Source organism: Ruegeria sp. AD6 (assembly GCF_056542325.1).
This window is the reverse complement of sequence record NZ_JBQFZQ010000006.1, coordinates 189,524-214,062: the sequence shown is the minus strand read 5'-3', so window position 1 is coordinate 214,062 and position 24,539 is coordinate 189,524. Positions and strand designations below refer to the sequence as shown.

Genomic DNA, 24,539 nt, shown 5'->3' with positions numbered 1-24,539 from the left:
TAAGCACTGCCGCGCCAATGGTACTTGGGCTTAAGCCCCGGGAGAGTAGGTCACCGCCAAACCTAGTAAAAGCCCATATCTCTCTTACGATGAAACAAATCTGACTCTGACGCGGGATGGAGCAGCCCGGTAGCTCGTCAGGCTCATAACCTGAAGGTCGCAGGTTCAAATCCTGCTCCCGCAACCAGTGTCAGAAAACCCCAACCCAGCCCGTTCAGACTACAATTGATCCACTGGATCAATTGCTTAACGTCTTCACCTCGTCGTTATCAGGGCTTTCGCGGCCCCACTGCAGCCACGGTCCCTTCAAACCATGACCTGATAGTCAAAGGTGCAATTCCTACGCCCGAAACCATTACAGTCGAACGCAGTGTCAGACGAGCCGCTTCAGAGCGCACAGGTTGAACCTGTTCCTCCCGGAATAGTCTTTCCGTACGCCGTTCACCTCTGGCAATACTTTGAAGCCGCGCCGAACCAGTCGACGGGTAAGTTACACTAGAATTCGGGGTTTAAAGCGCTTGCGCGATCGACATAAATGGTGCCATGTAATGCAACTTGCGCACAGCCCCCAAGAACCGCCAATCACTTGGGATCATATAAATAGCCAATTCCCCTAACGGTTCTGATGATTTCGGGCTTTTCGGGATTGGCCTCCAGCTTGCGGCGTAACCTTGAGATTCTGATGTCGATGCTTCGGTCGAAAGGGTCCCAGGTGCGGTCGTGTGCCTGTTCCAGCAGCTGATCCCGGTTCAAGACACGCCCTTTGTTTTCCGCAAAGACCTTGAGCAGACTGTACTCCATCGCCGTGAGCTGAACCTCGGTCCCGTCCGAGGAAAGAAGCTTTGCCGCCTCTTTATCCAAAGTGTAATCTCCAAACAGCGCGTAGTCTTCACCGGGTTTTGCAGAAGGCGCGCTGTCATTCATCGAACCGCGCCGCAGGATGGCCTTGATCCGGGCTTCCAGTTCACGCAGGTCAACGGGTTTGCCCAGATAGTCGTCGGCACCCATTTCAAGGCCGATGATGCGATCCACCACGTCGCCTGCTGCGGTTAGCATGATCACCGGAGTTGTATTCTCGGGGCGAAGGGACCTCAGGATCGAAAGGCCGTCTTCTTTCGGCATATTGATGTCCATGATCATGACGTCCACGGGTTCAGCGGCAGCAATTGCCCGAAGTTCTTCGCCTCCGGATGCCGCCGACACCTGGTAGCCGCGTTTGCTGAGGTATTCCTGCAGCATTTCGCGCACGTCGACTTCATCATCGCAAACCAGGATATGGGTTTTTTGATTATCCATCTGTTTCGTCCTTCCGGTCGGCAATCAGCTTCCCGACAAGTGTTCTGAGCTCTGTCGGCGAGACCGGTTTTTCCAGATAGGGCAGGCCGGAGTCCTGCAACAACCCCAAGGAGCTTTCGCCCATCGTGTCGCCGGTGATGTATGCGGTTCTGGGCAGCATGTCGGGAAAGCGGGACACCAGCGCCTCGTATATCTTGCGGCCATCTACGCCGGGCATGTTCAGATCACTCAGGAAAACGTCATATACGGCGGATTGCAGGCGGTGCAGCGCCTCTTCGCCGGATGAGACGAAATCGACGTGAAAGCCTTCTCTCCTGAGAATTTCGGCATTCAACTCGCCCACCTCGACCTCATCATCCACCACCAATACGCGGTGTTGAGCCACGGTCGGGGCTGGGTCGTGCGGTTCATCAACCTCATCTGTGTTGGACACCGCAACAGGCAGCGTGATCCGAAAACAGGTGCCCGACAGGACAGTTTGATCAAGCCTGATCTGCCCGCCATGAGACAGCACGATCCGGTGGCAAAAGGCCAACCCGATCCCGGTTCCGTCGCCAACCTCTTTTGTTGTGAAGAAGGGCTCAAAAATGCGGGGGCGGATGGATTTGGGAATTCCGGGGCCGTTGTCTTCGACCGTCACCTCGACCATTCCTGCGCCGGGATTGGCCGCCGCCGACAGGGTGATCCGGTCGCCAACACCGCTGGAAGTCATGGCCTGTTCTGCATTGAATATCAGGTTCAGGATGACCTGCGTCAGTTGATCGGCGTCCCCGGCAATCGGCGGCAAATCGGCGGGCAGGTTGCGTGTGATGCTGATCTCGCCCGAGGTGCTGCCATAGCCCGCAACATCTGCGGCGGTTTCGATCATACCGGGTACATCGACCTGTTCGATCTTGCTGGGCTGCTGGCGTGCCATCGCTAGAAAAGTCTTCACGATCTTGGCGCAGCGTTCCGCGGCACTGCCGATTTTTTCGATCCGGGCGGTCAGGTCGGGGTCCGTAATCTCTTCTTTCAGCATCAGCGAGTGGCCCACAACAACTGACAGCGGGTTGTTCAGTTCATGCGCGACGCCTGCCAGCAGCTCACCCAAAGCGGACATCTTTTCGTTCTGGAACAGCAGCTCTCGCTGTTTTTCAAGTTCTGCTTCGATTGCCAGTTCGTCCGTCAGATCGCGGGTATTGGAAACGATGACTTCTTCGCCGTTAAATTCAATAAGGCGCGAAGAATCCGCGCCCCAGAACCTGCGCCCCTTTGCATCCACAAATTCCATGCGCCGGTCTTTCAGCGCACCTGCTTGTCGAAGGTCCTTTAAATAGCGATCCCGTTCTTCGGGGTCTGCGTAGTAGGATTTGGAACTTTTGTTGTCACCGAACAGCGCCTTGATTTCCGGCGTGGCAAATAGAACCTCGCCAGTGTCGGCATGCGTCATGTTGATGGCGGCCGGGTAGGCCTCCATCACCTGGCGGATCAGGGCGTCGGCTTCTTTCTGAACAGTCAGATCGATGATGCTGGTGACGATGACCTCTTCGCCCTTGTAGTCGATCAATTGCGAAGAAATGGACGCCGGAAATGTCCTTCCCTGCGCATTCACCAGATCGAGCTTGTAATCTTCGACCTGACCGTCAGCCAACAGCAGAGTAATAAAATCCGCGCGCTCTTCGGGGTTCAGATAGTGCTCTCGCGCAGATCTGGACGGCCCGAACATCTGCAGGGCCGCCGGCGTGCGATACAGGATCTGTCCGTCGCCAATCCGGGCCATTGTCACCACTGCCGAACTGGCGTCCAGAACCTGTCGGATCAGAAGATCGCCGTCGCGTTCTTCCACCTCGGCCTGTTTGCGGTCGGTAATGTCCTCGCGGGTGACGACAAAGCCGCCCAGCTTGGTGGGATGGACCGAGACCAGATAGGTGCGCCCGTCCGTTTCGGTCAGTTCAAAATCCTGAATGAACTCGATCCCGTTGACCAGCCTGTCTGAAACCCATTGCTGTTCGTTGCCTATGGCGTCAGCGTAGATCCCCCGGCGCGCGGTCTCGCGCATAAGGATTTCCCAATCCAGACCGGGCTCCAGCAGATCGGCAACCCCCTTGTTCATTTCGGCATAGCGCTGGTTGAACATCACAAGGCGACGGTCGTCATCATAAAGGGCGAACCCTTCCTTGAGCGATTCAATGGCGTCGCGAAGAAGGTCTCGTGCCTTCTCAATCTCTTCAAGATTGTTCGCCATGCCCATCGTCATCCTGATTTTCTAAGATACCATTGTTTCAGTGCCATTTCAAAATCGGCCTCTTGTGTTTCAATTGTTTCACAGCGCGCTCCGCCGCGCCAGCTTCAGCCCGAAAGCTGGTTGTTTTCGAACCGGATAGCCAGTTGTGTGAACCACTTCACCAAGCAACAACTGAAACACTTTGCGCCGCATTCAGAAATCACATTGAAACAATGAAAGGTCAGTTATTGCCCATCACAAACGCAATTGGGTAAGTACGATGACTATTTCATTTAACACTTCTGAACTCACCAACGCTCCTATTGTCGCGTTGCATTCTTCTGCTTCTAACGGCGGGCAATGGGGGCCGCTGGCAGCGGATCTGGACGGCCGCTTTTCGGTTCACGCCTTTGATCTGCCCGGCTATGGCCAAGCGCCCCTTACAGGTGACGCGTCCCGGACCGGTGCGGCCGTTTCCGCCATGCCGGTCATCCGCGAAATCGAGGCGATGGGTCGCCCTGTCCATCTGGTTGGGCATTCCAACGGTGGCGGTATCGCGATCAAGATCGCGCTGATGCGCCCGGATCTGGTGAAAAGCCTTACGGTTTACGAACCCGCCGCCTTTCATTTCCTCAAGCATGGGACTGAAGACAGCAAGGACCTGTTTCGGCAAATTCAACTGGTTGCGGCCATGGTGACGGCGTCGGCGGCAGACGGCAATCCCGCTGCGGGTATGCGTCATTTCCTGGATTTCTGGAACCATAAGGGGTTCTGGGATGCGCTTCCAGCGCCTGCGCAAGATCGGTTCAGCGGGATGATCGCGTCCATCATGACCGACTTTGCCAATGGGTTTGCCGAGACCTGGACACTGAAGGATTTGGCCGGGATCGAAGTTCCGACGCTGGTCATGACCGGTCTGGAATCCCCGGAAATCGCTCAGCACACGTCGGTTGCGATCGCCAAGGCCCTGCCCAACGCACGGATCGCGCTGCTGCCAGAGCTGGGCCATATGGCACCGGTCTTACAGCCCGATTGGGTCAACCCAAGAATTCTTGAGCACGTGGCCAGTGCGGAACGGCCCGTCATGAATATCAGCTGGCCGGATCGGAAAGCTGCTTAACCCGCATGTGACGATGCGAATTTTACAAAACCCGCTGGTGTCAGGCCGGCATACCATCAAAAGGAACAAAATCATGGGTATTCAAACAGCTATCGCCTCTACAACAGACTTTACGGCAATCAAGGCCAAGCAGAACGTTGCCTGGGGATCCGGGGATTACAGCAAGGTTGGCGTCACCCTTCAAATCACCGGCGAAGAGCTTGCCGAGGCCATGGACATGACCCCAAGCGCCAAGGTGCTGGATGTCGCGGCCGGGAATGGTAATGCCACTCTGGCCTTTGCGCGGCGCTTTTGCGACGTGACCTCGACCGACTATGTCGAGGCGCTGTTGGAGGCCAGCAGCCAACGCGCAAAGGCAGAGGGCCTGTTCGTGACCTACAAGGTGGCGGATGCGGAAAACCTGCCCTTTGCGGATCAGTCGTTCGACGCGGTTGTGTCCACCTTCGGGGTGATGTTCACGCCCAATCAACAGCAATCCGCGGCCGAACTTCAGCGCGTGGTCAAACCCGGCGGCAAGATCGGCATGGCGAACTGGACACCCGAAAGCTTTATCGGCCAACTGTTCAAGACCATCGGCAAGCATGTGCCGCCGCCCGCTGGCGTGAACTCCCCCGCGATGTGGGGCAAACAGGACTGGGTCGAGGACACCTTTGGAGACAAGTGCGAGGTTATTTCCTTCCGGCGCAAGAACTTTATGTTCCGCTACCGCTCGGCCGAGCATTTCCTGGAATACTTCCGGACGTTCTATGGCCCCATGCAAAAGGCCTTTGATGCGCTGGACGAAACGGGGCAGGCGGCATTGCAGGCCGACCTTATGGCGCTGATCGAAAAGTTCGACATCTCGACCAACGGTTCCCTGTGCATCTCGTCCGAATATGCCGAAGTCATCGCCCAGCATCGCTGACGGTGTGACATGGAAACTCAACGCTCTTGCGGTTTTGCACCCGAGGGCGTTGAGACTTGGCGACCAAGGCATCTGGGTCGCGTTTCTTTATCAGTTTGTCAAAAGGGGTTTCGAAATGGCTGAACGCACACTTTACGAGAAATACGGCGGGTTCTCGAAGATCAGCAAGATCGTGATCTCATTCTACGACACGCTTTTGGACAATGATGAGGTTGGCCCCTTCTTCGATCATGTGGACATGACCAAGATGGTCGATCACCAGACCAAGTTCATTGCCTCGCTGCTAGGCGGTCCGGCTTCTTACACAGACAACCAGTTGCGCCAGCTGCATTCTCACCTTGAAATCACGAATGCGCATTTCGATGAACTGGAAACGGTGTTGCAAGACGCTTTGCAAAAACACAACGTGGCTACAGAAGATATTGCGGCCGTTGTCGCCGAATTCGCGAAACGGCGCCCTCTGATTGTAGGTAAGCCATGACTATTGCAGCCATAAACGAACAACTGCTTCGCGCCATTGGCGTGGGCGTTGCCCTGCTCGACCGCCAGACACTGCAGTTCGGTTTTCGAAACGACACGTTTGACGAATGGTTCAGCGGCGACACCCCGTCGGACCAGTTGCAACAGCTTTTTCCAGATCTTGATACCAGCGCGGTGCAGCAAAGCCTGCATGAGACTGGGCGGCATACGTCCGAGATCAGTTTCAAGAAAAAGCGCCGAACGCTGGTCATCGCGCTCGACTTCACGGTGGCGCATGATGACGTGCTAGTTCTGGTCTGCCAGAACATCACCCGCATTAAAGAGCTGGAATCCATGATCGATTCCTATTCGATGATGGTCGAGCGCAACACGCGCGAGTTGAAGCGCGAAAAAGAGCAGGTCGAAAAGCTGCTGCTCAACCTGATGCCACGGTCGGTTTACGAAGAATACAAAACCTTCGGCGTCGTCACGCCGCAGCTATACGATCCGGTATCCGTCCTGATGCTGGATTTCGTCGGGTTCACTGAAATGGTCGCCGCGCAAGAACCCAGCGTTACCGTTACGGAACTGAACGATATCTACAGCGCCTTTGATCGCATTGGTGAGCAATTTGGTTGTGAGCGCATCAAGACAATCGGGGATGCTTATATTACCGTGGCGGGCCTGCCTGATCCGACGCCGGATCATGCCAAGGCGATTGCCAACACGGCCATTCGGTTTGTGCGCTACCTGAACCGCCGCAACCTCAGCCATCCGCATCAGTGGCGGTGCCGCATCGGGTTGGCGTCAGGGTCTGTCGTTGGGTCCGTGGTGGGTATTCAGAAATATGTCTACGACATCTTCGGCCCCGCCGTTAATCTGGCTTCACGGCTTCAGGAATTCTCGGATCCGATGCAGATCACGGTTCAGGATGAGGTCGCGGATATTCTCAAAGATCAATTCGACCTCGAGCCAATGGGGTCCAAGGCAATCCGTGGATTTGATGAGCAGGAGGTCTGGCGTCTGGCCGACAAAAGCTGATGTCACAGCATCTGGCAAAACCCCAAAATCAGACCAACGCATACTGGGGCGAGATCGCTCTTGACGCCCACTTGACCTTCACATAGGAAAGCCAAACCGTGAGCGGGTATAGCTTAATGGTAAAGCCCCTGCCTTCCAAGCAGGCTATGTCGGTTCGATTCCGTCTACCCGCTCCAGTTGTTTCCCCTTAAATTTCTGCGTCAAATGGCCCTGTCGGACCAGCAATCAACTGGGTCCTGCTTGACCCCGGATGCCGCTGCCGCCAAGAAGCATGGACCCAGCAAAGTTCAGGAAACAAGGGCCCCACATGGCAAGACGGACTGAAACCAGTCAACCGACCGCACCGGCACCCGGGGCCAGCGAGGAACGCGCGACCTCCAAGAAAATCGGCGTGCTGCGGGCGCTCTGGCCGTTTATGCGGCCTTACAAGCTGTTGATGCTCGGTGCGACTCTGGCCTTGATTCTGACGGCGAGCATGACGCTGACCCTGCCTTTGGCGGTGCGCCGCGTGGTGGACAATTTCCGCATTCAGGATGGCGAACTGCTGGATTGGTATTTTCTGGCGGCACTGGTTATTGCGGGCATTCTGGCAGTTGGAACAGGTATCCGCTACGCGCTGGTCACACGCCTGGGTGAAAGGGTGGTGGCCGACATTCGCATGGCCGTCTTTGACCGCGTCATCGGCATGAGCCCCGAGTTTTACGAACGCATCATGACTGGCGAAGTGCTCAGCCGGATCACCACCGACACGACTCTGATTCAGTCGGTGCTGGGCTCGTCCGTCTCGATTGCCCTGCGCAATTTGCTGATGTTTGTCGGTGGTCTGGTGCTGATGCTTTTGACCTCGGCCAAGCTGACCGGGCTGGTTCTGTTGCTGATCCCGGTGGTCATTGTTCCAATCCTGGTTCTGGGCCGCCGCTTACGGGCAATCAGCCGCGAGAATCAGGACTGGATCGCCGCGTCCTCGGGCAATGCGGGTGAGGCCTTGGGCGCGGTCCAGACAGTTCAGGCCTTCACCCACGAACAGGCCAGCCGCGCGCAGTTCGATCAGATGACCGAGACATCCTATGTCGTCTCACTGCGGCGCATTCAGACCCGCGCGGTTCTGACTGTCATCGTCATCTTTCTGGTCTTCTCTGGCATCGTCGGGGTGCTGTGGATGGGGGCCAATGACGTGCGAAACGGGGTCATGACCGAAGGCGTTCTGATCCAGTTCGTGATCTACTCGATCATCATGGCAGGCTCGGTCGCCGCCCTGTCCGAAATCTGGAGCGAACTGCAGCGCGCCGCTGGCGCGACCGAGCGTCTGGTCGAGTTGCTGCATGCCGAAGACACAGTGACCGACCCGGGACAACCCAAATCGCTGCCTTTGCCGGTTCGCGGTGAGATCCGGTTTGAGGACGTAAGCTTCCGATATCCCGCAAGGCCGGATGTGGTTGCGCTGGACAATCTGTCCTTGCAGGTGAAACCGGGGGAGACAGTTGCATTTGTGGGCCCCTCGGGCGCGGGCAAGACCACCGTGATCCAGTTGATCCAACGGTTCTACGATCCAAATGCAGGGCGTGTTCTGATCGATGGCGCAGACCTGCAGGATCTGGATCGGGCAGAGTTTCGGACGCATATGGCGCTGGTGCCGCAGGATCCGGTGATCTTTGCCGCCTCGGCGCGCGAAAACATTCGGTTCGGCCGTCTGGACGCCTCGGATGCCGAGGTCGAGGCTGCCGCGCGGGCCGCTGCCGCGCATGAGTTCATTGCGGCTTTGCCCGAAGGCTATGACAGTTTTGTAGGCGAGCGCGGCGTGATGCTGTCGGGCGGTCAGAAACAGCGCATCGCCATCGCCCGCGCCATCCTGCGCGACGCGCCGGTTCTGCTGCTGGACGAGGCGACCTCGGCCCTGGATGCGGAAAGCGAACGCGCGGTGCAAGGTGCTGTGGACCAGATGCGGGCGGGGCGCACGACGCTGATCGTGGCGCACCGTCTGGCAACCGTGAAAAAGGCAGATCGGATTGTTGTGTTGGAGGCCGGGCGTATCGTTGCGCAGGGCACCCATGACGATCTGGTGGCACAGGATGGCCTGTATGCCCGTCTGGCGCGGCTGCAATTCACAGACGGAGTGGCTGCGGAATGAAGTGACGTACGGAAATTCCCGGTTCCGCCGCAGCGTCATTCTACATTTTGAGCATTTTCGTCGCTAAGCGCTTGCTTGCGTCGGCAAGGTTGTGATCCCATCTTAGGACGGATCATAACCGCGTGTGGCGCGCGGGAGATTATAAGACGGGAGGAGCCACATGGCCTTTGTTGGGCTGGAAGACAAAACGCGTGTTGAACAGGAAATGCCGTGGGAGGATCGTGACCTGCCGGTTACGTTTCATCAATTGCTGTCACGGACAGCCGGGAAATTTCCAAATCACAACGCAGTCAGTTTCCAAATATTTTCAGGCCCCAATGACAAGGCCGAAACGCTGACGTGGTCGGACCTTCTGGGACAGGTCAATCAGGCGGCGAACCTGTTCCGCTCGCTTGGAGTTGGGGAAAAGGATGTGGTGGCTTATGTGCTGCCCAACTGTAACGAGACCCTTGTGACCATGATGGGCGGTGCCGTAGCGGGGATCGTGAACCCGATCAACCCACTGCTGGAGCCCGAGCAAATCGCAGCGATTCTGCGTGAGACGGGTGCCAAGGTCGTCGTGACGCTGAAGTCATTCCCGAAAACGGATGTGGCGCAAAAGGTGGAAGAGGCCGTTCGACACGCGCCCAAGGTCAATACCATCCTGGAAATCGACCTGAACCGCTATCTGACTCCGCCCAAATCGTGGATTGTTCCTCTGTTGCGTCCGAAGATGGGCGACAAGGAAAAGCTGGCCCATGCGGATTACAAGAACTTCAACAAAGAGCTGGCCAAACAACCCAAGACGCTGACCTTCGAGGATAGCAAGGAAGACCGCGTCGCTTGTTATTTCCACACCGGCGGTACGACAGGTATGCCCAAGGTGGCACAGCACAAGTATTCCGGCCTCGTCTACAATGGCTGGTTGGGTCATACGCTGTTGTTCGATGAAACTGACGTCATCATGTGCCCGCTGCCCATGTTCCACGTCTTTGCCGTCCACGTCATCATGATGGCGGCGGTGTCATCTGGCGCTCATGTGATCTTCCCGACACCGCAAGGGTATCGTGGCGATGGCGTATTCGACAATTTCTGGAAACTGATCGAACGCTGGAAGGTCAGCTTCATCATCACGGTGCCGACGGCAATCTCGGCCAAGATGCAGCGCCCGGTAGATGCGGATATTTCCACAGTCAAAACCGCTTTCTCGGGTTCGGCGCCGCTGCCGGTTGAGCTGTTTCGCCGGTTCGAGGAAGCCACCGGCGTTACCATTGTGGAAGGCTATGGCCTGACCGAAGCCACCTGTCTGGTGTCCTGTAACCCCGTGGATGGCGAGAAGAAGATTGGCTCGATCGGTATCCCGTTCCCTTACACGGATGTCAAAATCCTGCAGGACGGCCCCGATGGACCCAAGGAATGTGCACCGGATGAGATAGGAGAAATCTGTATTTCAAACCCGGGCGTCTTTGCGGGCAACACCTATACCGAAGCCGATAAGAACGTGAACCTGTACCACTATGACAAATACCTGCGTACAGGCGATCTGGGTCGTTTTGACGAGGACGGTTATCTGTGGATTACCGGTCGTGCCAAGGATCTGATCATCCGCGGCGGTCACAATATCGACCCGGCCGAGATCGAAGAGGCGCTGTTGGGTCACGAAGCCGTTGCCTTTGCCGGTGCCATCGGCCAACCCGATGCGCATGCGGGCGAAGTGCCTTGCGCCTTTGTCGAACTGGTCGAGGGGGCCTCGGTCACCGAAGAGGCCTTGATGGAGTTCTGCAAGGTGCATGTCCACGAACGCGCTGCACAGCCCAAGCATATGACCATCCTTTCGGAACTGCCCAAAACCGCCGTCGGCAAGGTGTTCAAGCCTGATCTGCGCAAACATGCCATTACCCGGATCTACAACGGTGCGTTGGAAACGGCAGGCGTCGATGCGCGCGTGGTCTCGGTCATTGACGATAAGAAACGCGGCCTAGTCGCGCAGCTTGACGCGAACGGCGCGTCAGAGGACGATGTCAGCAAAGTGCTGGGGTCGTTCACCCGGCCATGGGAGTGGGCTGCCTGACCGGGAGGGAACATGGATTATGAACGTCTGATTGATGAGGAAACTTGGGCGTTCATAAGACGCACGGCGGAAAGCTATCCTGACGACGCGGTGGATCTGTCGATTGAGGATCAGCGCCGGGTTTACGACACGATGTGTCAGGACTTTCGCCAGCCCCGTCCAAATGGTGTTGAAACACAGGACAGGCGCGCCGATGGCGTGCCTGTTCGCATTTATACGGCCGGAGATCCCACCCGGACTGTGGTCTATTTCCACGGCGGCGGATTTGTTGTTGGCGGGCTGGACAGTCATGATGACGTCTGCGCCGAGATCTGCGCACAGACAGGGTATCGAATCGTGGCGGTGGATTATCGCCTTTGCCCCGAACATGTGCACCCGGCGCAGTTTCAGGATTGCCTGACTGCGGTGAACTGGGTCGTGTCGGAATTCGGTGACCCTATGGTTCTGGCCGGTGACAGTGCAGGCGGCAATCTGGCCGCTGCGGTCGCCCATCAGCTTCGGGGGCAGGGGGCGGAAATACTCGGCCAGGTCCTGATCTATCCGGGTCTGGGCGGCGACAACTCGAAGGGTTCGTATGTCGAACACGCCCACGCGCCGCTTTTGACCCGCGACGAGATTCTGTTTTACGAGAATGTCCGCTGTGGCGGCCCCGCCCCGCACGACGATCCGACCTACGCGCCGCTTCACGACAGCGATTTCTCGGGCCTGCCACCGACCGTTGTTGTCACCGCGGATTGCGACCCGCTGCGTGATGATGGCTCGACCTATTGCGAACGTATCTCTGCCGCCGGCGGGCAGGCGCACTGGATCAACGAGGCGGGCCTGGTCCACGGATACCTGCGCGCCCGAACCTCGGTCAAACGCGCGGCGGACAGTTTTGAGCGCATCTCTGTCGCGATCGAGGCTTTGGGTCAGCGCATCTGGTCCTACGACTAAAGCCCAAGATCACGTCAGGAACGGTTTCCCCTTCATGGTGTCCGCAATCGGGGCGCCCATACGGTTCAGGATCGTGGGCGCCAGTTGCACCTGCTCGATTACCGCGTCCGCGTCGGGTCCGGTTGCATCCCCGAAATAATACAGCGCAGTTTCCTGCTGCAATGGCCCACGCCCGCCGTGGTGGCCGCGTTCATCCTGACCATGATCGGCGGTTACGATGACGTCATAGCCCAATTGCCGCCAACGCGGGATGAAGGGGGCAAGCATTTCATCCGCGACAAAGCAGGCGTGGTCCATTTCCTCGCAATCATGGAAGAAGCGGTGGCCCATACTGTCCAGCGTGCAGGTGTGCAGAATGCCGTAGTCCAACCCAAAGCGCAGGCACAGGTTGGTCAGGGTCGCATACAGATCGACATCCGACGGGGTCATCTGATTGGCGCTGCCATAGCCGGTCATGGTGTGGAACCGACCGTGGTTGATGGTCATGCTGTCCGGCTCGTCATATTCAACATCGCGGACATAATCGAACGGGTGGCGGTTGAAGAATTGCGACCAATAGCTGTGGGTCACGGCTCCGGTCACGCCACCGGCTTCGCGGACCTGACTGAACACGTCCTTATGGCTCAGGCGAAAGACGTTGCCGTTGCCGGTACAGCCATGTTCCTGCGGCGTCACACCGGTGTGGATTGAGGCATAGCAACTGGCCGAGGTCGAAGGCAGCACGGCGCGCAGTTTCCAGACCTTTGCCTCGCCACTGTCGACCCAGCCTTCCAGATTGCCGAACAGGCGACGGAAGTTGCGCCAGGGAACACCGTCCAGAATGATGAGAAGGAGTTTGCGGTCCATGTCAGGCGTCCTTTGCTTCTGCTGATGCCTGTTTGACGCGCCGGGCCGCGCCGGGCAATGCGAAAAACGACATGTTGCCGGTCGAAGGCGCGTTGAAGCCGATGCCGCGATTGTGAGGTCGCCTGACCGCGCGAACGCATATGCTTCTGACCAGGCGAAAACACTCGGGACGAACCATGGCTAAAGTCTCAAAACGAAAAAAGGCGCAGATCGAGAAGGCGAAAGCCACTTCGGCACAGGGCGCGTCGCGTCGCGATGTTCTGAGGCTGGCGCGCAATGGTGCAATCGCTGCGGCAGTTGTGGGCGGCGGTGGGTTTTTCACGATACGATCCGTCCGGGCAATGCAGGCCGAGCATGACCTGACGCGGGTCGGGCAGGGCAAACCGGTCGTGGTGCAGGTGCACGACCCGCAATGTTCGACCTGTACCGCGCTACAGCGCGAAACCCGCAAGGCGATGAAGCAGTTCGGGGAATGCGATCTGATCTATCTGGTCGCCGATGTCAGCCAGCAGGACGGGGCCAGATTCGCAAATCAATACGGCGTGCCCCATGTGACCTTGTTGCTGTTCGATGCCGAAGGCGGGCTGCGCCAAACCTTGCAGGGGATGCGTTACCGGGATGAACTGAGGCAGGTTCTGACCCGACACCATCAACGCTACGGTCAAAAGGCCTGAGCCAAATGAAAACCGGCGGGCCATCGACCCGCCGGTTTCTTTCTAAGGCCCCGGATCAGTTCCCGGCGCTTTCCATCTTGCGATGGGCGACAACCTCTTCCAGCCAGCCCAGATGCATCTCGGGCACCGAGCTGAGCAGCAGGTCGGTATAGTCGTCGAACGGCGGGCTCAGCACCTGTGATTTCGGGCCATAGCGGACCACGCGCCCCTGATACATCACCGCAATGCTGTCGCTGATCGCCCGGACCGTTGCCAGATCGTGGGTGATGAACAGATAGGCCACGTTCTCGATCTTCTGCAGGTCGAGCAGCAGTTTCAGAATGCCATCCGCCACCAGCGGGTCCAGCGCCGAGGTGACCTCATCACAGATGATCATCTTGGGTTTGGCCGCCAGCGACCGCGCAATACAGACACGCTGTTTCTGACCACCGGACAGTTCTGCCGGATAGCGGTCGATGAACTTTTCGCCCAGTTCGATCTCGTCCAGCAACTCGATGATCCGTTTGCGCTTTTCCGCGCCACGCATGCCAAAGTAGAACTCCAGCGGGCGGCCGATGATCGTGCCAACGGTCTGACGCGGGTTCATCGCCACGTCTGCCATCTGGTAGATCATCTGCAACTCGCGCAGGTCCTCGCGGGTGCGGCCCTTGAGGTCGGACGACAGCTTGCGACCGGCAAAGGTGATCTCGCCATCGCGTGGCGGCAGCAGGCCGGTGATCACCCGCGCCAGTGTGGACTTGCCCGAACCGGATTCGCCCACAACCGCCAGCGTCTGCCCCGGATGAAGCTCGACGTTGACGTTGTGCAGCACGTCGAAATTCAGCCCCTTGTAGCGCGCGGTGATGCCGTCGACGGTCAGCACCGGATCCGGCGTGGGCTGTTTCTCTTCATGCTCAATCGAACGGACCGAGACCAGAGCCTGCGTGTACTCTTCCTTAGGGTTGTTGATGATCTGGTCGGTGTCGCCGTATTCGACCGTATTACCCATCCGCAAAACCATGATGTCATCGCTGACCTGCGCCACGACCGCCAGATCGTGCGTGATATACAGCGCGGCAACGCCGGTATCGGCAATGGCTTCCTTGATGGCCATCAGAACGTCGATCTGGGTGGTCACGTCCAGCGCGGTTGTGGGCTCGTCGAACACCACCAGATCAGGCTCGGGGCACAGCGCCAGCGCGGTCATGCAACGCTGTAGCTGACCGCCCGAGACCTGGTGCGGATACCGATCCCCGATATTGTCCGGATCGGGCAGGCCCAGCTTGGCGAACAGTTCACGCGCCCGGGCTTCGGCCACTTTGCGGCTGAACTTCTTTTGCTCGACCGCGGCTTCGACCACCTGATCCATGATCTTTTTGGCGGGGTTAAAGGACGCAGCGGCGGATTGGGACACATAAGTGACCTCACCCCCGCGCAGTTTGCGAATGTCGCCATGAGACGTTTTCAGAATGTCACGCCCGTTGACCCAGACCTCACCGCCGGTGATCTTCACGCCACCCCGGCCATAGGCCATGGACGCAAGACCGATGGTGGATTTGCCGGCCCCGGATTCGCCGATCAACCCTAGCACCTTGCCGCGTTCGAGGTCGAAATCGACCCCGTGCACGATTTCGATGTCATGAGGCTTTTCGCCCGGCGGATACACCGTCGCGCCAATCTTCAGCCCGCGGACTTTGAGAAGCGGTTCACTCATCCCCGGCCTCCTTTCAGCGATGTGGTGCGGTTCAGGACCCAGTCAGCCACAAGGTTGACCGAGATTGCCAGCGTCGCAATAGCGACAGCGGGATAAAGCGCCGCGCCGATGCCATAGACGATGCCGTCCTTGTTTTCCTTCACGATGCCGCCCCAATCCGCCAGCGGCGGTTGGACGCCCAGCCCCAGGAAGGACAGGGTCGATACAAACAGAACCATGAAGATGAAACGCAGGCCCAGTTCAGCCACCAGCGGAGACAATGCGTTGGGCAGGATCTCCCGGAAGATGACCCAGACCTGGCCTTCACCTCGCAGACGCGCGGCCTCGACATAGTCCATCACGGCGATATCCACCGCGACAGCGCGGGCCAAACGATAGACGCGGGTCGCGTCCAGCAGGCCCATGACGATGATCAGAACCGGAATGGTGACCGGCACCATGGCCAGAACCACCAGCGCGAAGATCAGCGACGGGATCGACATGATCAGGTCAACGGTACGCGACATGACCTGATCGGCCCAGCCCCCCAGCACAGCGGCCAGAAAGCCCAGAACCGAGCCGGTCACAAAGCTTAGGATCGTTGCCGCCGTGGCGATAAAGATCGTCGTGCGCCCGCCATAGATCATACGGCTGAGAAGATCGCGGCCAATGTTGTCGGTGCCCAGCCAGAACTCTTTGCTGGAGGGCTCCCACACGTCGCCGACCACTTCGGCCATGCCGTAGGGGGCCAGCAGGGGCGCGAACAGGGCGATGATGAAATACAGGACTGTGAAACCCAGCCCGATCATTGCAGAGATAGGGATGTTCTTCATTTCGGATGCCTCAGCCTTGGGTTGGCCAGAATGGCAACGATGTCTGCAATCATGTTCAGTCCGATATAGATGGCCGCAAAGATCACCCCACAGGCCAGAACGACCGGCACGTCACGCTTTGTCACATGGTCCACCAGATACTGGCCCATGCCGGGATAGACGAACACCACCTCGACCACGACGACGCCAACGACCAGATAGGCCAGATTCAGCATCACCACGTTCACAATCGGCGCAACGGCGTTGGGGAAGGCGTGACGGTAGATGACCTGAAAGTTGCTCAGGCCTTTCAGTTCGGCGGTTTCCACATAGGCAGACTGCATCACGTTCAGGATGGCGGCGCGGGTCATGCGCATCATATGCGCCAGCACCACGAGGGTCAGAACGATGACTGGCAACGCGATCGAGTTCAGCTTTTGCCCAAGGGACATGCTGTCGTTGATCATCGCCAGAGGCGAGAACATACCCAGTTTCACGGCCACGAAATAGACCAGCACATAGCCGATCAGGAACTCGGGGATCGAAATCGTCGTCAGGGTGACGGCCGAAATCATCTTGTCGGGCCAGCGGTTCCGGTAACGAACAGCCAGAAGGCCCAGGAAAATGGCAAGCGGCACCGAGATAATCGCGGCCCAGAACGCCAGGAACAGAGTGTTGCTCAACCGGCTGCCGACGGATTCGGCAATATCAAGCTTGTTTGTCAGGGATTGGCCCAGGTCACCTTGTACGATGCCACCCAGCCATTCGAAATAACGGGTCAGGGCCGGACGGTTTAGGCCCATTTCCTCGCGCAGGTTCGCCAGCGCCTCGGGGGTTGCGGATTGGCCGAGAACCGCTTGCGCAGCGTCCCCGGGAAGGGCTTCAGTGAGGCCGAAGATCAGAGCCGATGCACCGAAGAGAAGCAGGAGTCCCAGCGCCAAGCGCTGGAACACCAGTTTGATGATGGGATGCATTATCCGGGGTCCGTTTTATGCGAACCACAATTTGCGCGAAACCTGACCGTTCATCAGCTCGCCGTTCGGGTCGGTTTCCCATCCATCCAGCGTATTGCTGGAGGCATCGACAAAGTTGTTGAACATCGGGCAGATCAATCCGCCTTCGTCACGCACCATCATACCCATCTGGCTGTACAGGCCCTTGCGCTTGTCAGCGTCCAGCTCGGCCCGTGCGGCAAACAGCAGATCGTCGAACGCCTGTACCTTGAATCGCGTGTCGTTCCAGTCTGCGGTCGACAGATAGGCGGTGGCATACATCTGGTCCTGAACCGGACGACCACCCCAGTACGAGGCGCAGAAGGGCTGCACGTTCCAGACCTCGGACCAGTAGCCGTCATTGGGTTCACGCTTGATCTCAAGCGGGATACCGGCCTGTGCAGCGGTTTGCTGGAACAGCGATGCGGCGTCCACGGCACCGGGGAAGGCCCCATCCGCAACGCGCAGAACAATGGGTGAGCCGTCATGGCCGGACTTCTTATAGTGCTCTGCCGCTTTCTCGACGCTGAACTCGCGCTGGGCGATTGTTTCATCGAACAAAGGATACGCCGCATTGACCGGCATGTCGTTCCCGACAGAGCCATAGCCACGCAGAACCTTGTCGACCAGTTCTTCACGGTTGATCGCGTATTTCAGCGCGGTGCGCAACTCGTTGCTGTCAAACGGGGCCGTGTCGCAGTGCATGATGAACACATAATGACCGCGGCCCGGTGTCGACTGGACCGTGATGTTTGGCGCGCGGCCCAGCAAGTCGGCAACCTTCGGCTCGATCCGGTTTGCAAGCTGAACCTGTCCACCCTGAAGCGCAGCAGTCCGTGCAGTCGCATCATTGATCACAACGTTTTCAACGCTGTCAAAATGGGCGTCGTCATTCCAGTAGTTGGCAAACTTGGTGAACAGGTGGCGCACGCCGGGTTCGTCGACTTCAACCTGGTAAGGACCTGTGCCGATACCGGCGGCTGGGTTGTCCATGCCTCCATCGGGCTGAATCACAAGGTGATAGTCCGACAACAGATAGGGAAGGTCGGCGTTTGCTTCGGTCAGAGTAACCTGAAAGTTGTCGCCATCGGCCTTCATAGATTCGATGCCCTTCATGATGCCGAGGGCACCGGATTTCGAATCTTCGTTCGAATGGCGTTCCATGGTCTTCAGAACATCTTCGCTGGTCATGGTCTTGCCGTTATGAAACTCGACCCCCTGACGCAGCTTGAATGTCCAGACCTTGGCATCCGCGCTGCCTTCGACGCTTTCGGCCAGACGTGACTCGATCGTGCCGTCGGGTGCAACTTCGACCAGCGTGTCCCCAAAGTGACGCCCGTTCATGTACGGAACCGAGCTTGCATAGGTTGCCGGGTCCAGCGAGTTGGTGGACTCGCCGCCCTGAAGACCCAGTTTCAGATCGCCGCCTTTTTTCGGGCCTGCCGCCCGTGCAGCATCCGCGAACATTGTGCTGGCCATTGCCGCCGACACACCCAAGGCCGCAGCTTTCCCCATGAATTCGCGGCGCGTGAGTTTGCCCGCAGTGACCTGGCTGGCCATGTGCGTGAGTTGTTCGTTCATTTAGTGTATCTCCCTGTTGAGTGATGTTTGCCCCTGAGGGGCTTATTATTGACGCATGAGTCAACGTTGGCGTATTTCCGGCGACCGGGCAAGTTTTATTGTTCCGCGTGCATTGATGTCAGACGCAATCATATTTCCTGACCGCGGGCTGGCAGAGTTTCGTTTCGGCGGTGCTATCCGCAGTTCATGAAACAAAAGTGACGGGCTGAGCCCGAAAGGTGGGGTCCAAAGCGTCAGATCAGCCTCGGATTGCGACAATCAGGTCCATCACATTGGTACCTGTCGGCCCGGTCACCAGCAAAGCGTCCGCCTGTTCAAGGAATGTGCCGCTGTCTGCGGCATTCAGCGCCTGCTCGCCCCCCTCTGCCCAGGTTGCGCCTGTGATGACACCCCCGGCGGCGTTGGTCGGGCCATCGGTTCCGTCCGTTCCGCCCACGACAACCACCAGATCTTCGAGGCCCGAGATCTCTTTTGCCAGCGCAAGCGCAAGGGCCTGATTGCGCCCGCCACGACCCGGAGAGTCCGGCAGAACAACCGTCGGCTCGCCACCAAAGACCATTGCGCCGGGTCCCATATCCCGCAGGCTCTGCCCGACATAGGTCGCAACCGCCAAATAGTCAGCGTGAAGCGCTTCTTCATTGGCATGAACTTGCAGACCGGCTGCCTGCGCGCCCTTGGCTGCGGCGTCGCGGGCATGTGCATTGGACGCGATGATCCGGGTGCTGGCATCAAAGTCATATGTCCGGGGCAGCGAGCCGATACCGGATCCGATGACGTTCAGATCGTCCCCCGGCACGTCCGAGATCGCCAATACCGTGGCCTTGCCGCCCTTGAAATGCGACAACAGCCCACCGCATTTGACTCGCGACAGTTTGCGCCGTTCGGCATTCATCGCCGCAATGTCCAGCCCTTCGGCCAGCAGCTGACGGTTCAGGGCTGCAAGGTCCTGCAAAGATTTACCGGGCACAAGATCCTCGGCCAGCGAGGAGGCGCCGCCTGATACCAGAAGCAACAGGTGCGATCCTGCCGCCATCTGTTCCACCGCTTCACGCAGGGCGCGGCCCCCGTTCAGGCTGCGCTGGTCCGGCACGGGATGAGAGGCCTCGATCACCTCAACCCCATCCGGCAGATCGCGCCCGTGATCGTCCTTGGTCACCACAAGGGTCGGAACATCCCCGAACTGATCCAAGGCTGCCCGCGCCATGGCGGCGGCAGGTTTGCCCACAGCCAGAATGCGGTCGGGTCGGGGAACACCGGGCAGGGCCGCTTTTGTCGCCGTATACCCATCAACCGCCGCCACGCCAGCCCGCCAAAACTCGATTGCTTGTTCGGTACGCGTCATCAGTTTTCCATCCAGATCGTCACCGGTCCGTCATTGACCAGTTCAACAGCCATATCCGCCCCGAATTGCCCCGTTTCCACCGGGATACCATGCGCGGCGAGGTCTTTGGCAAAGGCTTCATACAAGCGTTCCCCGACATCCGGCGGGGCCGCCGTGGAAAAGCCGGGGCGGTTGCCGCTTGAGGTATCAGCCGCCAGCGTGAATTGGCTGACCACCAGGGCCGATCCGCCACTATCAACCACCGAGCGGTTCATCTTGCCCGCTTCATCCTTGAAGATACGCAGCCGGGCTATCTTTGCGGCCAGTTTCGCGGCCTGACCTTCGTCATCTCCCTGCATGGCGCAGACAAGGATCATCAGGCCGGGGCCGGCCTGCCCGATAACAGACCCATCCACCGAGACCCTGGCATGTGAGATACGTTGTATGACTGCGCGCAAAGCTCCCCCCTTCGGTATTTTTACCTGCCGGTTTAGCCGCGCCAGTCGATAATGTCACCCAATGCGGCCCGGTCGGTGCGAAAACTGTTCGCCGGGTGATCGGCATCGGCATAGCCGAACGAGATTGCGCACAGGATCAACCGATCATCAGGAATATCGAAATACTTGTGCAGGAAGGGGCCGTAGGCTGCGACAGCGGCTTGCGGGATGCTTGCAACCCCAAGCGCCTGCGCGGCCAGCGTGAACGCGGTGACGAACCCGCCGCTGTCCATTGCGCCATAAGGCCCAAGTTCGGCCGGGCTGGACAGGATCGCGCAATGGGGGGCACCGAACAGGGCATAGTTTTCCATCATCTGGCGCGCCGATCCCGCCCGGTCGCCATGTTCGACGCCAACGGCTGCGTACAACGCCCAGCCGCAGGCGCGCCGTCGATCCTGATAGACGCCGGAATAAGAACTGGGGAAAGCAAGGTCCGGAGCAGGCGTTCCGGTTTCGACTTCATCGCGCAGGGCGCGGCGGAACCGATCCGTTTCCTCTCCGCTTGTGATCACCAACTGCCAGGGCTGCGCATTGCACCAGCTGGGCACTTGTGAGGCACTGGCAACGATCTGCTCGATATCCTTTTGCGGCACCGGGTCCGGGCGAAATGCCCGGCACGAATATCGATCCGTCAACAATGTGTTCAACGCGGATAATGTCACGGCGATAATCTCCTTCCCGGCAATCGCGCCGAAGATGACCGCCGCCATCAGGATGTGCAAGGGGCTGGTTTTGCGCCGCTACTGCTGACCGGTTGTCATGAGGTAGCCAGCACCTGCTGCCACCAGTAGGCCCAGAACCACGGCAATCGTGATCTTGATCGCCGACCAGGGACGTTCGCCCTGAACGCGCCCGGTGCGCCCGTTGACGACAAAGCGATAGGTCTCGCCCCGGTATTTATAGGCCGCCATCCAGACGGGCAGCAGAATGTGCTTGAACGTGACATCGCCCACGTCGGTTTCGACCGAATGAATGCGCTGACGGTCGCCGCCGATATCAAACCGCACATCCCGTTCGATTACACGTGCCATGTGCTGACGTGCTTCGGCGTACCCGTCTTGCAGGTCCACCGTGTAGGCCTCGGCCCGGAACCCGGCCAGATATTGCGGCTGATAAGGTTCCAGCGCAGGCAGATCCCACGGCTCCAGCGCGTCCGTATACGCCTTGGGCAGGGACCGTGAGGCCAGCACCAGCACATCGTCAAAAAACCGCGCGACACGACCGGATTTGGGGGTCCAGCGCACCTTTGGAACCTGCTGCTGCACGCGCTTCCCGTCACGCATCACGGTTCGGGTTTCGTAGTAGACCACCCCACGCTCGCCGCGGTAGCTGGATTTGGTGTCCGCGTCGAAGGTCCAGTAGGGAACATAAATCCCCTGCATCTTACGGCCCTTGCGCGCATAGTCCTGCAACCCGTTGGGGGCGAACCACAACCGGCCCAGCCAATCGTTCATGGCGGTGTGGGCGGTCCGTTCGTCCAGCGCAAACGGCAGAACACCCTTGGGCTTGATATGTCGGTTCACGCCGGTATCCGTCACCACGGGGGTGGCGCAGAACGGGCATTCGGCGGCGTGGGTGTTCGGGTCGAACTCGACCTGAGCGGCGCAGTTGGGGCAGGAGAGAACCCGCGTTTCTTCGATCTCGCTATCGGGCAGACGATCGGCAATGGCGGCGTCAAAATCCAGCTCGCGCAGCTTCGCACCGCCCCAAGGGCCCGCGCCGATGGGTTGGGCATGCCCGCAATGGTCACAGGTCAGCGTGCCATCACCGGGATTGAACCGATAATCCGCGCCGCATTGTTCGCAGGGAAAGCGATGTTCTTCGTTCATGTCAGAGCCTTGCACATTTGACTCGTCCGCCCGTTCTGGTCACGCACCCGGCGGTGGGGGCGGCAGAATGGTAAACAGCTGCGCCAGTTCCTGCACCTCACCCGCTTTCTTCCAGCCGTCCTGACCGGCGGTCCAGACGTGTGTCTCACGGGTCAACTGCCCTTCGCTGGCCATGCGTCCCATTTTGGCCTTTGAAAACGGACCGCTGGTCTGCCCGTCCACGGCGATGTGCCAGACATGTTCAACGGGAGGTGGGGGCGGCGGCGCCGCATGTGCTGCCGGTTGCGGGGCAGCGGGGGCGGGCGATCCCCACGGGCCGCGCGGCTGACCCGCTGCCATGTTCGCCATCTGCTGCGCCATGGCCATTCCCATTCCCATGCCCAGACCGGCACCCATGCCGCCACCCTGACCGGGGTTGTTCGCCGCCGCTGTCATCGCCTCGGCTGCCGAATACTGGGTGAACTTGCCCAGATCCCCCGCCAGCCCCATCGAGGTGCGCTTGTCCAAAGCGGCTTCAACCGCTGGCGGCAGCGAGATGTTCTCGATGTAGAACTCAGGCATGTCCAGCCCATAGCTGTCCAGTACCGGAGACACCTCAGCTGCGATCAGCTTGCCCAGATCGGCGGTGTTGGCGGCCATGTCCAGAACCGGGATGCCGGATCCCGCGATCACGCGGCTGAATTCCTGCACGATGATGTTGCGGATCTGAAAGCTGATCTCGTCCATGGTGAATTCACCATCGGTGCCGACGATCTCGACCAGAAACTTGGCCGGGTCCTTCACCCGCACTGTATAGGTGCCATAGGCGCGGATGCGCGTTGGGCCGAATTCCGGGTCGCGCAGCATGATCGGGTTCTTCGTGCCCCATTTCAGGTCGTTGAACCGGGTGGTGTTGACGAAATACACCTCGGATTTGAATGGCGACTGAAAACCGTGATCCCAATGCTGAAGGGTCGTCAGGATCGGCATGTTGTTGGTCTCAAGAATATAAAGACCGGGCGTGAACACATCCGCCAACTGCCCTTCATGCACAAACACCGCCGACTGACCCTCGCGCACGGTCAGCTTGGCGCCGTATTTGATCTCGTGCCCTTCGCGTTCGAACCGCCAGACCATCGTGTCACGGGTGTCGTCCACCCAATGGATGACATCAATGAACTCGCCTGTCAGAAAATCGAAAATTCCCATCTGGGTTCTCCTGTCCTTGGGGTCAGAGCGGCTGACCCATCAATTCGCGTGCAATGATCCTGACAACAGGGCGGGCCTGATCGACCGATACACCGGGCTGAAGCCGCGGATCGTAGAGCATTTGCAGCAGTTTCTCATCATGACTGGTCAGCAGGGCAAACTCGTCATCATCGTTGAAGATCGAAGGCCGCGCGGCGGGGCTGTCATTGGACAGGCCAAGGCCTTGCGCAATTTCTTCGTGGATACAGCTTAGCCGCACCAGATCTGGCAGTTCCGCGCGGATCAGAGTGACCGCGCGCACGTATTTGTTGGGCGAGGATGTGGTGGCCGAGGCAAAGACAAAACAGTCGAAATTCGCGCGCGGATTGGCGACCAGTTCCAGCGAGGCCTGACTGATATTCGGGATCAACTGCCTGAGGCGGGACACCACATAGGCGCTATCATCCTTGCCGGCGAAGAACACGTGAAAGTTGGCCTTCCGGCTGACAGTCGAAACCGGGTGCCCGGTCAGGCGCGCCAGACGGGCGGCATATGACTGCACATCCGCCGCATCCTTTTCCCGCGTGGCGGGCAGGACCGAAGGGCCAAACTCGGTCTGGATGCGCACAGGCCCATCCCAGCGGCTTAGCTGGCCATCGGTCTGGCGCGATCCCAGTGAGACGCTGTGGTTTGGGTATTCGCTGTAAAACGCAATCGTCTCGAAATTCCGGGTCAGATCGTCGGCGTCATACGGCGCGTCAGGCCCGCCGCCATCTGTCCGCAACAGGCCGCGCGTCAGCAGATCGCGTTCGACGCGCTGATAGAACCGGGCCAGGTCCTGACTGGCGGCTGAGGGCGGTACATAAGCGTTGGCCGCAGGCGGTGGGGCTGCGGGGCGTGGCGGAGGCACGACGGCGGATGTCAGGGCTTCCTCACAGCCGACCAGCGCCAGCAGCGCGATACCCCCAAGGGCCAGTTTGACAGAGTTCAAAGGCCGCACGCCCAGTCCAC

The 24,539-nt window shown here is 59.0% G+C and carries 21 protein-coding genes and 2 tRNA genes; 10 read left to right on the top strand and 13 right to left on the bottom strand.

Annotated features, from left to right (window positions below; translation table 11 throughout):
• Window positions 1–110 precede the first annotated feature (110 nt).
• Window positions 111–187: transfer RNA gene (locus tag ACR0KJ_RS14300), tRNA-Met, on the top strand.
• 395 nt (window positions 188–582) lie between these two features.
• Here ACR0KJ_RS14300 and ACR0KJ_RS14295 read toward each other — a convergent pair.
• On the bottom strand, window positions 583–1,296 hold the full coding sequence (locus ACR0KJ_RS14295) for a response regulator (protein ID WP_170519847.1): 714 nt from the start codon (window positions 1,294–1,296) through the stop codon (window positions 583–585).
• Window positions 1,289–3,520 carry an ATP-binding protein gene (locus ACR0KJ_RS14290; protein WP_480626982.1) on the bottom strand — a complete coding sequence of 744 codons (2,232 nt, stop codon included), beginning with the start codon at window positions 3,518–3,520 and terminating at the stop codon, window positions 1,289–1,291. Before ACR0KJ_RS14290 ends, ACR0KJ_RS14295 begins: the two co-directional genes overlap by 8 nt.
• 259 nt (window positions 3,521–3,779) lie before the next feature.
• Here ACR0KJ_RS14290 and ACR0KJ_RS14285 point away from each other — a divergent pair, with 259 nt between their 5' ends.
• The 8 genes from ACR0KJ_RS14285 (at window position 3,780) to ACR0KJ_RS14250 (ending at window position 12,137) form a co-directional block, all read left to right on the top strand.
• The gene (locus ACR0KJ_RS14285) at window positions 3,780–4,619 is read left to right on the top strand and encodes an alpha/beta fold hydrolase (RefSeq protein ID WP_480626981.1); all 840 of its coding nucleotides are present in this window, start codon (window positions 3,780–3,782) and stop codon (window positions 4,617–4,619) included.
• A 73-nt stretch (window positions 4,620–4,692) separates the two neighbouring features.
• Complete coding sequence (locus ACR0KJ_RS14280) at window positions 4,693–5,523, top strand: class I SAM-dependent methyltransferase (RefSeq protein WP_170455022.1); 831 nt, start codon at window positions 4,693–4,695, stop codon at window positions 5,521–5,523.
• A 115-nt stretch (window positions 5,524–5,638) separates the two neighbouring features.
• Window positions 5,639–6,004 (top strand): group I truncated hemoglobin, encoded by a 366-nt coding sequence (locus ACR0KJ_RS14275; protein WP_170455020.1) that lies wholly within the window; start codon window positions 5,639–5,641, stop codon window positions 6,002–6,004.
• The gene (locus ACR0KJ_RS14270) at window positions 6,001–7,023 is read left to right on the top strand and encodes an adenylate/guanylate cyclase domain-containing protein (protein WP_170455018.1); all 1,023 of its coding nucleotides are present in this window, start codon (window positions 6,001–6,003) and stop codon (window positions 7,021–7,023) included. The genes ACR0KJ_RS14275 and ACR0KJ_RS14270 overlap by 4 nt, the downstream gene beginning before the upstream one ends.
• 102 nt (window positions 7,024–7,125) lie before the next feature.
• Window positions 7,126–7,199, top strand: a tRNA-Gly gene (locus tag ACR0KJ_RS14265).
• Between the two features lie 131 nt (window positions 7,200–7,330).
• Window positions 7,331–9,151 carry an ABC transporter transmembrane domain-containing protein gene (locus ACR0KJ_RS14260; RefSeq protein ID WP_480626980.1) on the top strand — a complete coding sequence of 607 codons (1,821 nt, stop codon included), beginning with the start codon at window positions 7,331–7,333 and terminating at the stop codon, window positions 9,149–9,151.
• 160 nt (window positions 9,152–9,311) lie between these two features.
• Window positions 9,312–11,201, top strand: coding sequence for an acyl-CoA synthetase (locus ACR0KJ_RS14255; RefSeq protein ID WP_480626979.1), 1,890 nt, complete (start codon window positions 9,312–9,314; stop codon window positions 11,199–11,201).
• A gap of 12 nt (window positions 11,202–11,213) precedes the next feature.
• On the top strand, window positions 11,214–12,137 hold the full coding sequence (locus ACR0KJ_RS14250) for an alpha/beta hydrolase (protein WP_480626978.1): 924 nt from the start codon (window positions 11,214–11,216) through the stop codon (window positions 12,135–12,137).
• A 9-nt stretch (window positions 12,138–12,146) separates the two neighbouring features.
• Here ACR0KJ_RS14250 and ACR0KJ_RS14245 read toward each other — a convergent pair whose 3' ends face one another.
• Window positions 12,147–12,983: an alkaline phosphatase family protein gene (locus ACR0KJ_RS14245; protein WP_170455009.1), complete on the bottom strand. Its 837-nt coding sequence runs from the start codon at window positions 12,981–12,983 to the stop codon at window positions 12,147–12,149.
• Between the two features lie 176 nt (window positions 12,984–13,159).
• On the opposite strand from ACR0KJ_RS14245, the gene ACR0KJ_RS14240 reads away from it, so the two are divergent.
• Window positions 13,160–13,657: a thioredoxin domain-containing protein gene (locus ACR0KJ_RS14240; RefSeq protein ID WP_170455007.1), complete on the top strand. Its 498-nt coding sequence runs from the start codon at window positions 13,160–13,162 to the stop codon at window positions 13,655–13,657.
• A 55-nt stretch (window positions 13,658–13,712) separates the two neighbouring features.
• Here the strand turns inward: ACR0KJ_RS14240 and ACR0KJ_RS14235 are convergent, their stop codons facing one another.
• The 10 genes from ACR0KJ_RS14235 to ACR0KJ_RS14190 form a co-directional block, all read right to left on the bottom strand.
• Window positions 13,713–15,350: an ABC transporter ATP-binding protein gene (locus ACR0KJ_RS14235; protein WP_170519880.1), complete on the bottom strand. Its 1,638-nt coding sequence runs from the start codon at window positions 15,348–15,350 to the stop codon at window positions 13,713–13,715.
• On the bottom strand, window positions 15,347–16,162 hold the full coding sequence (locus ACR0KJ_RS14230; protein WP_170455004.1) for an ABC transporter permease: 816 nt from the start codon (window positions 16,160–16,162) through the stop codon (window positions 15,347–15,349). Before ACR0KJ_RS14230 ends, ACR0KJ_RS14235 begins: the two co-directional genes overlap by 4 nt.
• On the bottom strand, window positions 16,159–17,115 hold the full coding sequence (locus ACR0KJ_RS14225; protein ID WP_170737457.1) for an ABC transporter permease: 957 nt from the start codon (window positions 17,113–17,115) through the stop codon (window positions 16,159–16,161). The genes ACR0KJ_RS14230 and ACR0KJ_RS14225 overlap by 4 nt, the downstream gene beginning before the upstream one ends.
• Before the next feature lie 15 nt (window positions 17,116–17,130).
• On the bottom strand, window positions 17,131–18,714 hold the full coding sequence (locus ACR0KJ_RS14220; RefSeq protein WP_170455000.1) for an ABC transporter substrate-binding protein: 1,584 nt from the start codon (window positions 18,712–18,714) through the stop codon (window positions 17,131–17,133).
• Window positions 18,715–18,952: 238 nt separating this feature from the next.
• A complete protein-coding gene (locus ACR0KJ_RS14215) occupies window positions 18,953–20,056 on the bottom strand; it encodes a glycerate kinase type-2 family protein (RefSeq protein ID WP_480626977.1) in 1,104 nt (367 codons plus the stop codon).
• Window positions 20,056–20,493 carry a D-aminoacyl-tRNA deacylase gene (dtd, locus tag ACR0KJ_RS14210; protein ID WP_170454996.1) on the bottom strand — a complete coding sequence of 146 codons (438 nt, stop codon included), beginning with the start codon at window positions 20,491–20,493 and terminating at the stop codon, window positions 20,056–20,058. The genes ACR0KJ_RS14215 and dtd overlap by 1 nt, the downstream gene beginning before the upstream one ends.
• A 32-nt stretch (window positions 20,494–20,525) precedes the next feature.
• A complete protein-coding gene (locus ACR0KJ_RS14205; protein WP_170454994.1) occupies window positions 20,526–21,242 on the bottom strand; it encodes a nitroreductase in 717 nt (238 codons plus the stop codon).
• A 30-nt stretch (window positions 21,243–21,272) separates the two neighbouring features.
• Window positions 21,273–22,361 carry a TFIIB-type zinc finger domain-containing protein gene (locus ACR0KJ_RS14200; RefSeq protein ID WP_170454991.1) on the bottom strand — a complete coding sequence of 363 codons (1,089 nt, stop codon included), beginning with the start codon at window positions 22,359–22,361 and terminating at the stop codon, window positions 21,273–21,275.
• A gap of 39 nt (window positions 22,362–22,400) precedes the next feature.
• Window positions 22,401–23,549, bottom strand: a complete 1,149-nt coding sequence (locus ACR0KJ_RS14195; protein ID WP_170454990.1) for an SPFH domain-containing protein — start codon at window positions 23,547–23,549, stop codon at window positions 22,401–22,403.
• Between the two features lie 22 nt (window positions 23,550–23,571).
• Window positions 23,572–24,528, bottom strand: a complete 957-nt coding sequence (locus ACR0KJ_RS14190; protein WP_170454988.1) for a DUF2927 domain-containing protein — start codon at window positions 24,526–24,528, stop codon at window positions 23,572–23,574.
• Window positions 24,529–24,539: the final 11 nt, after the last annotated feature.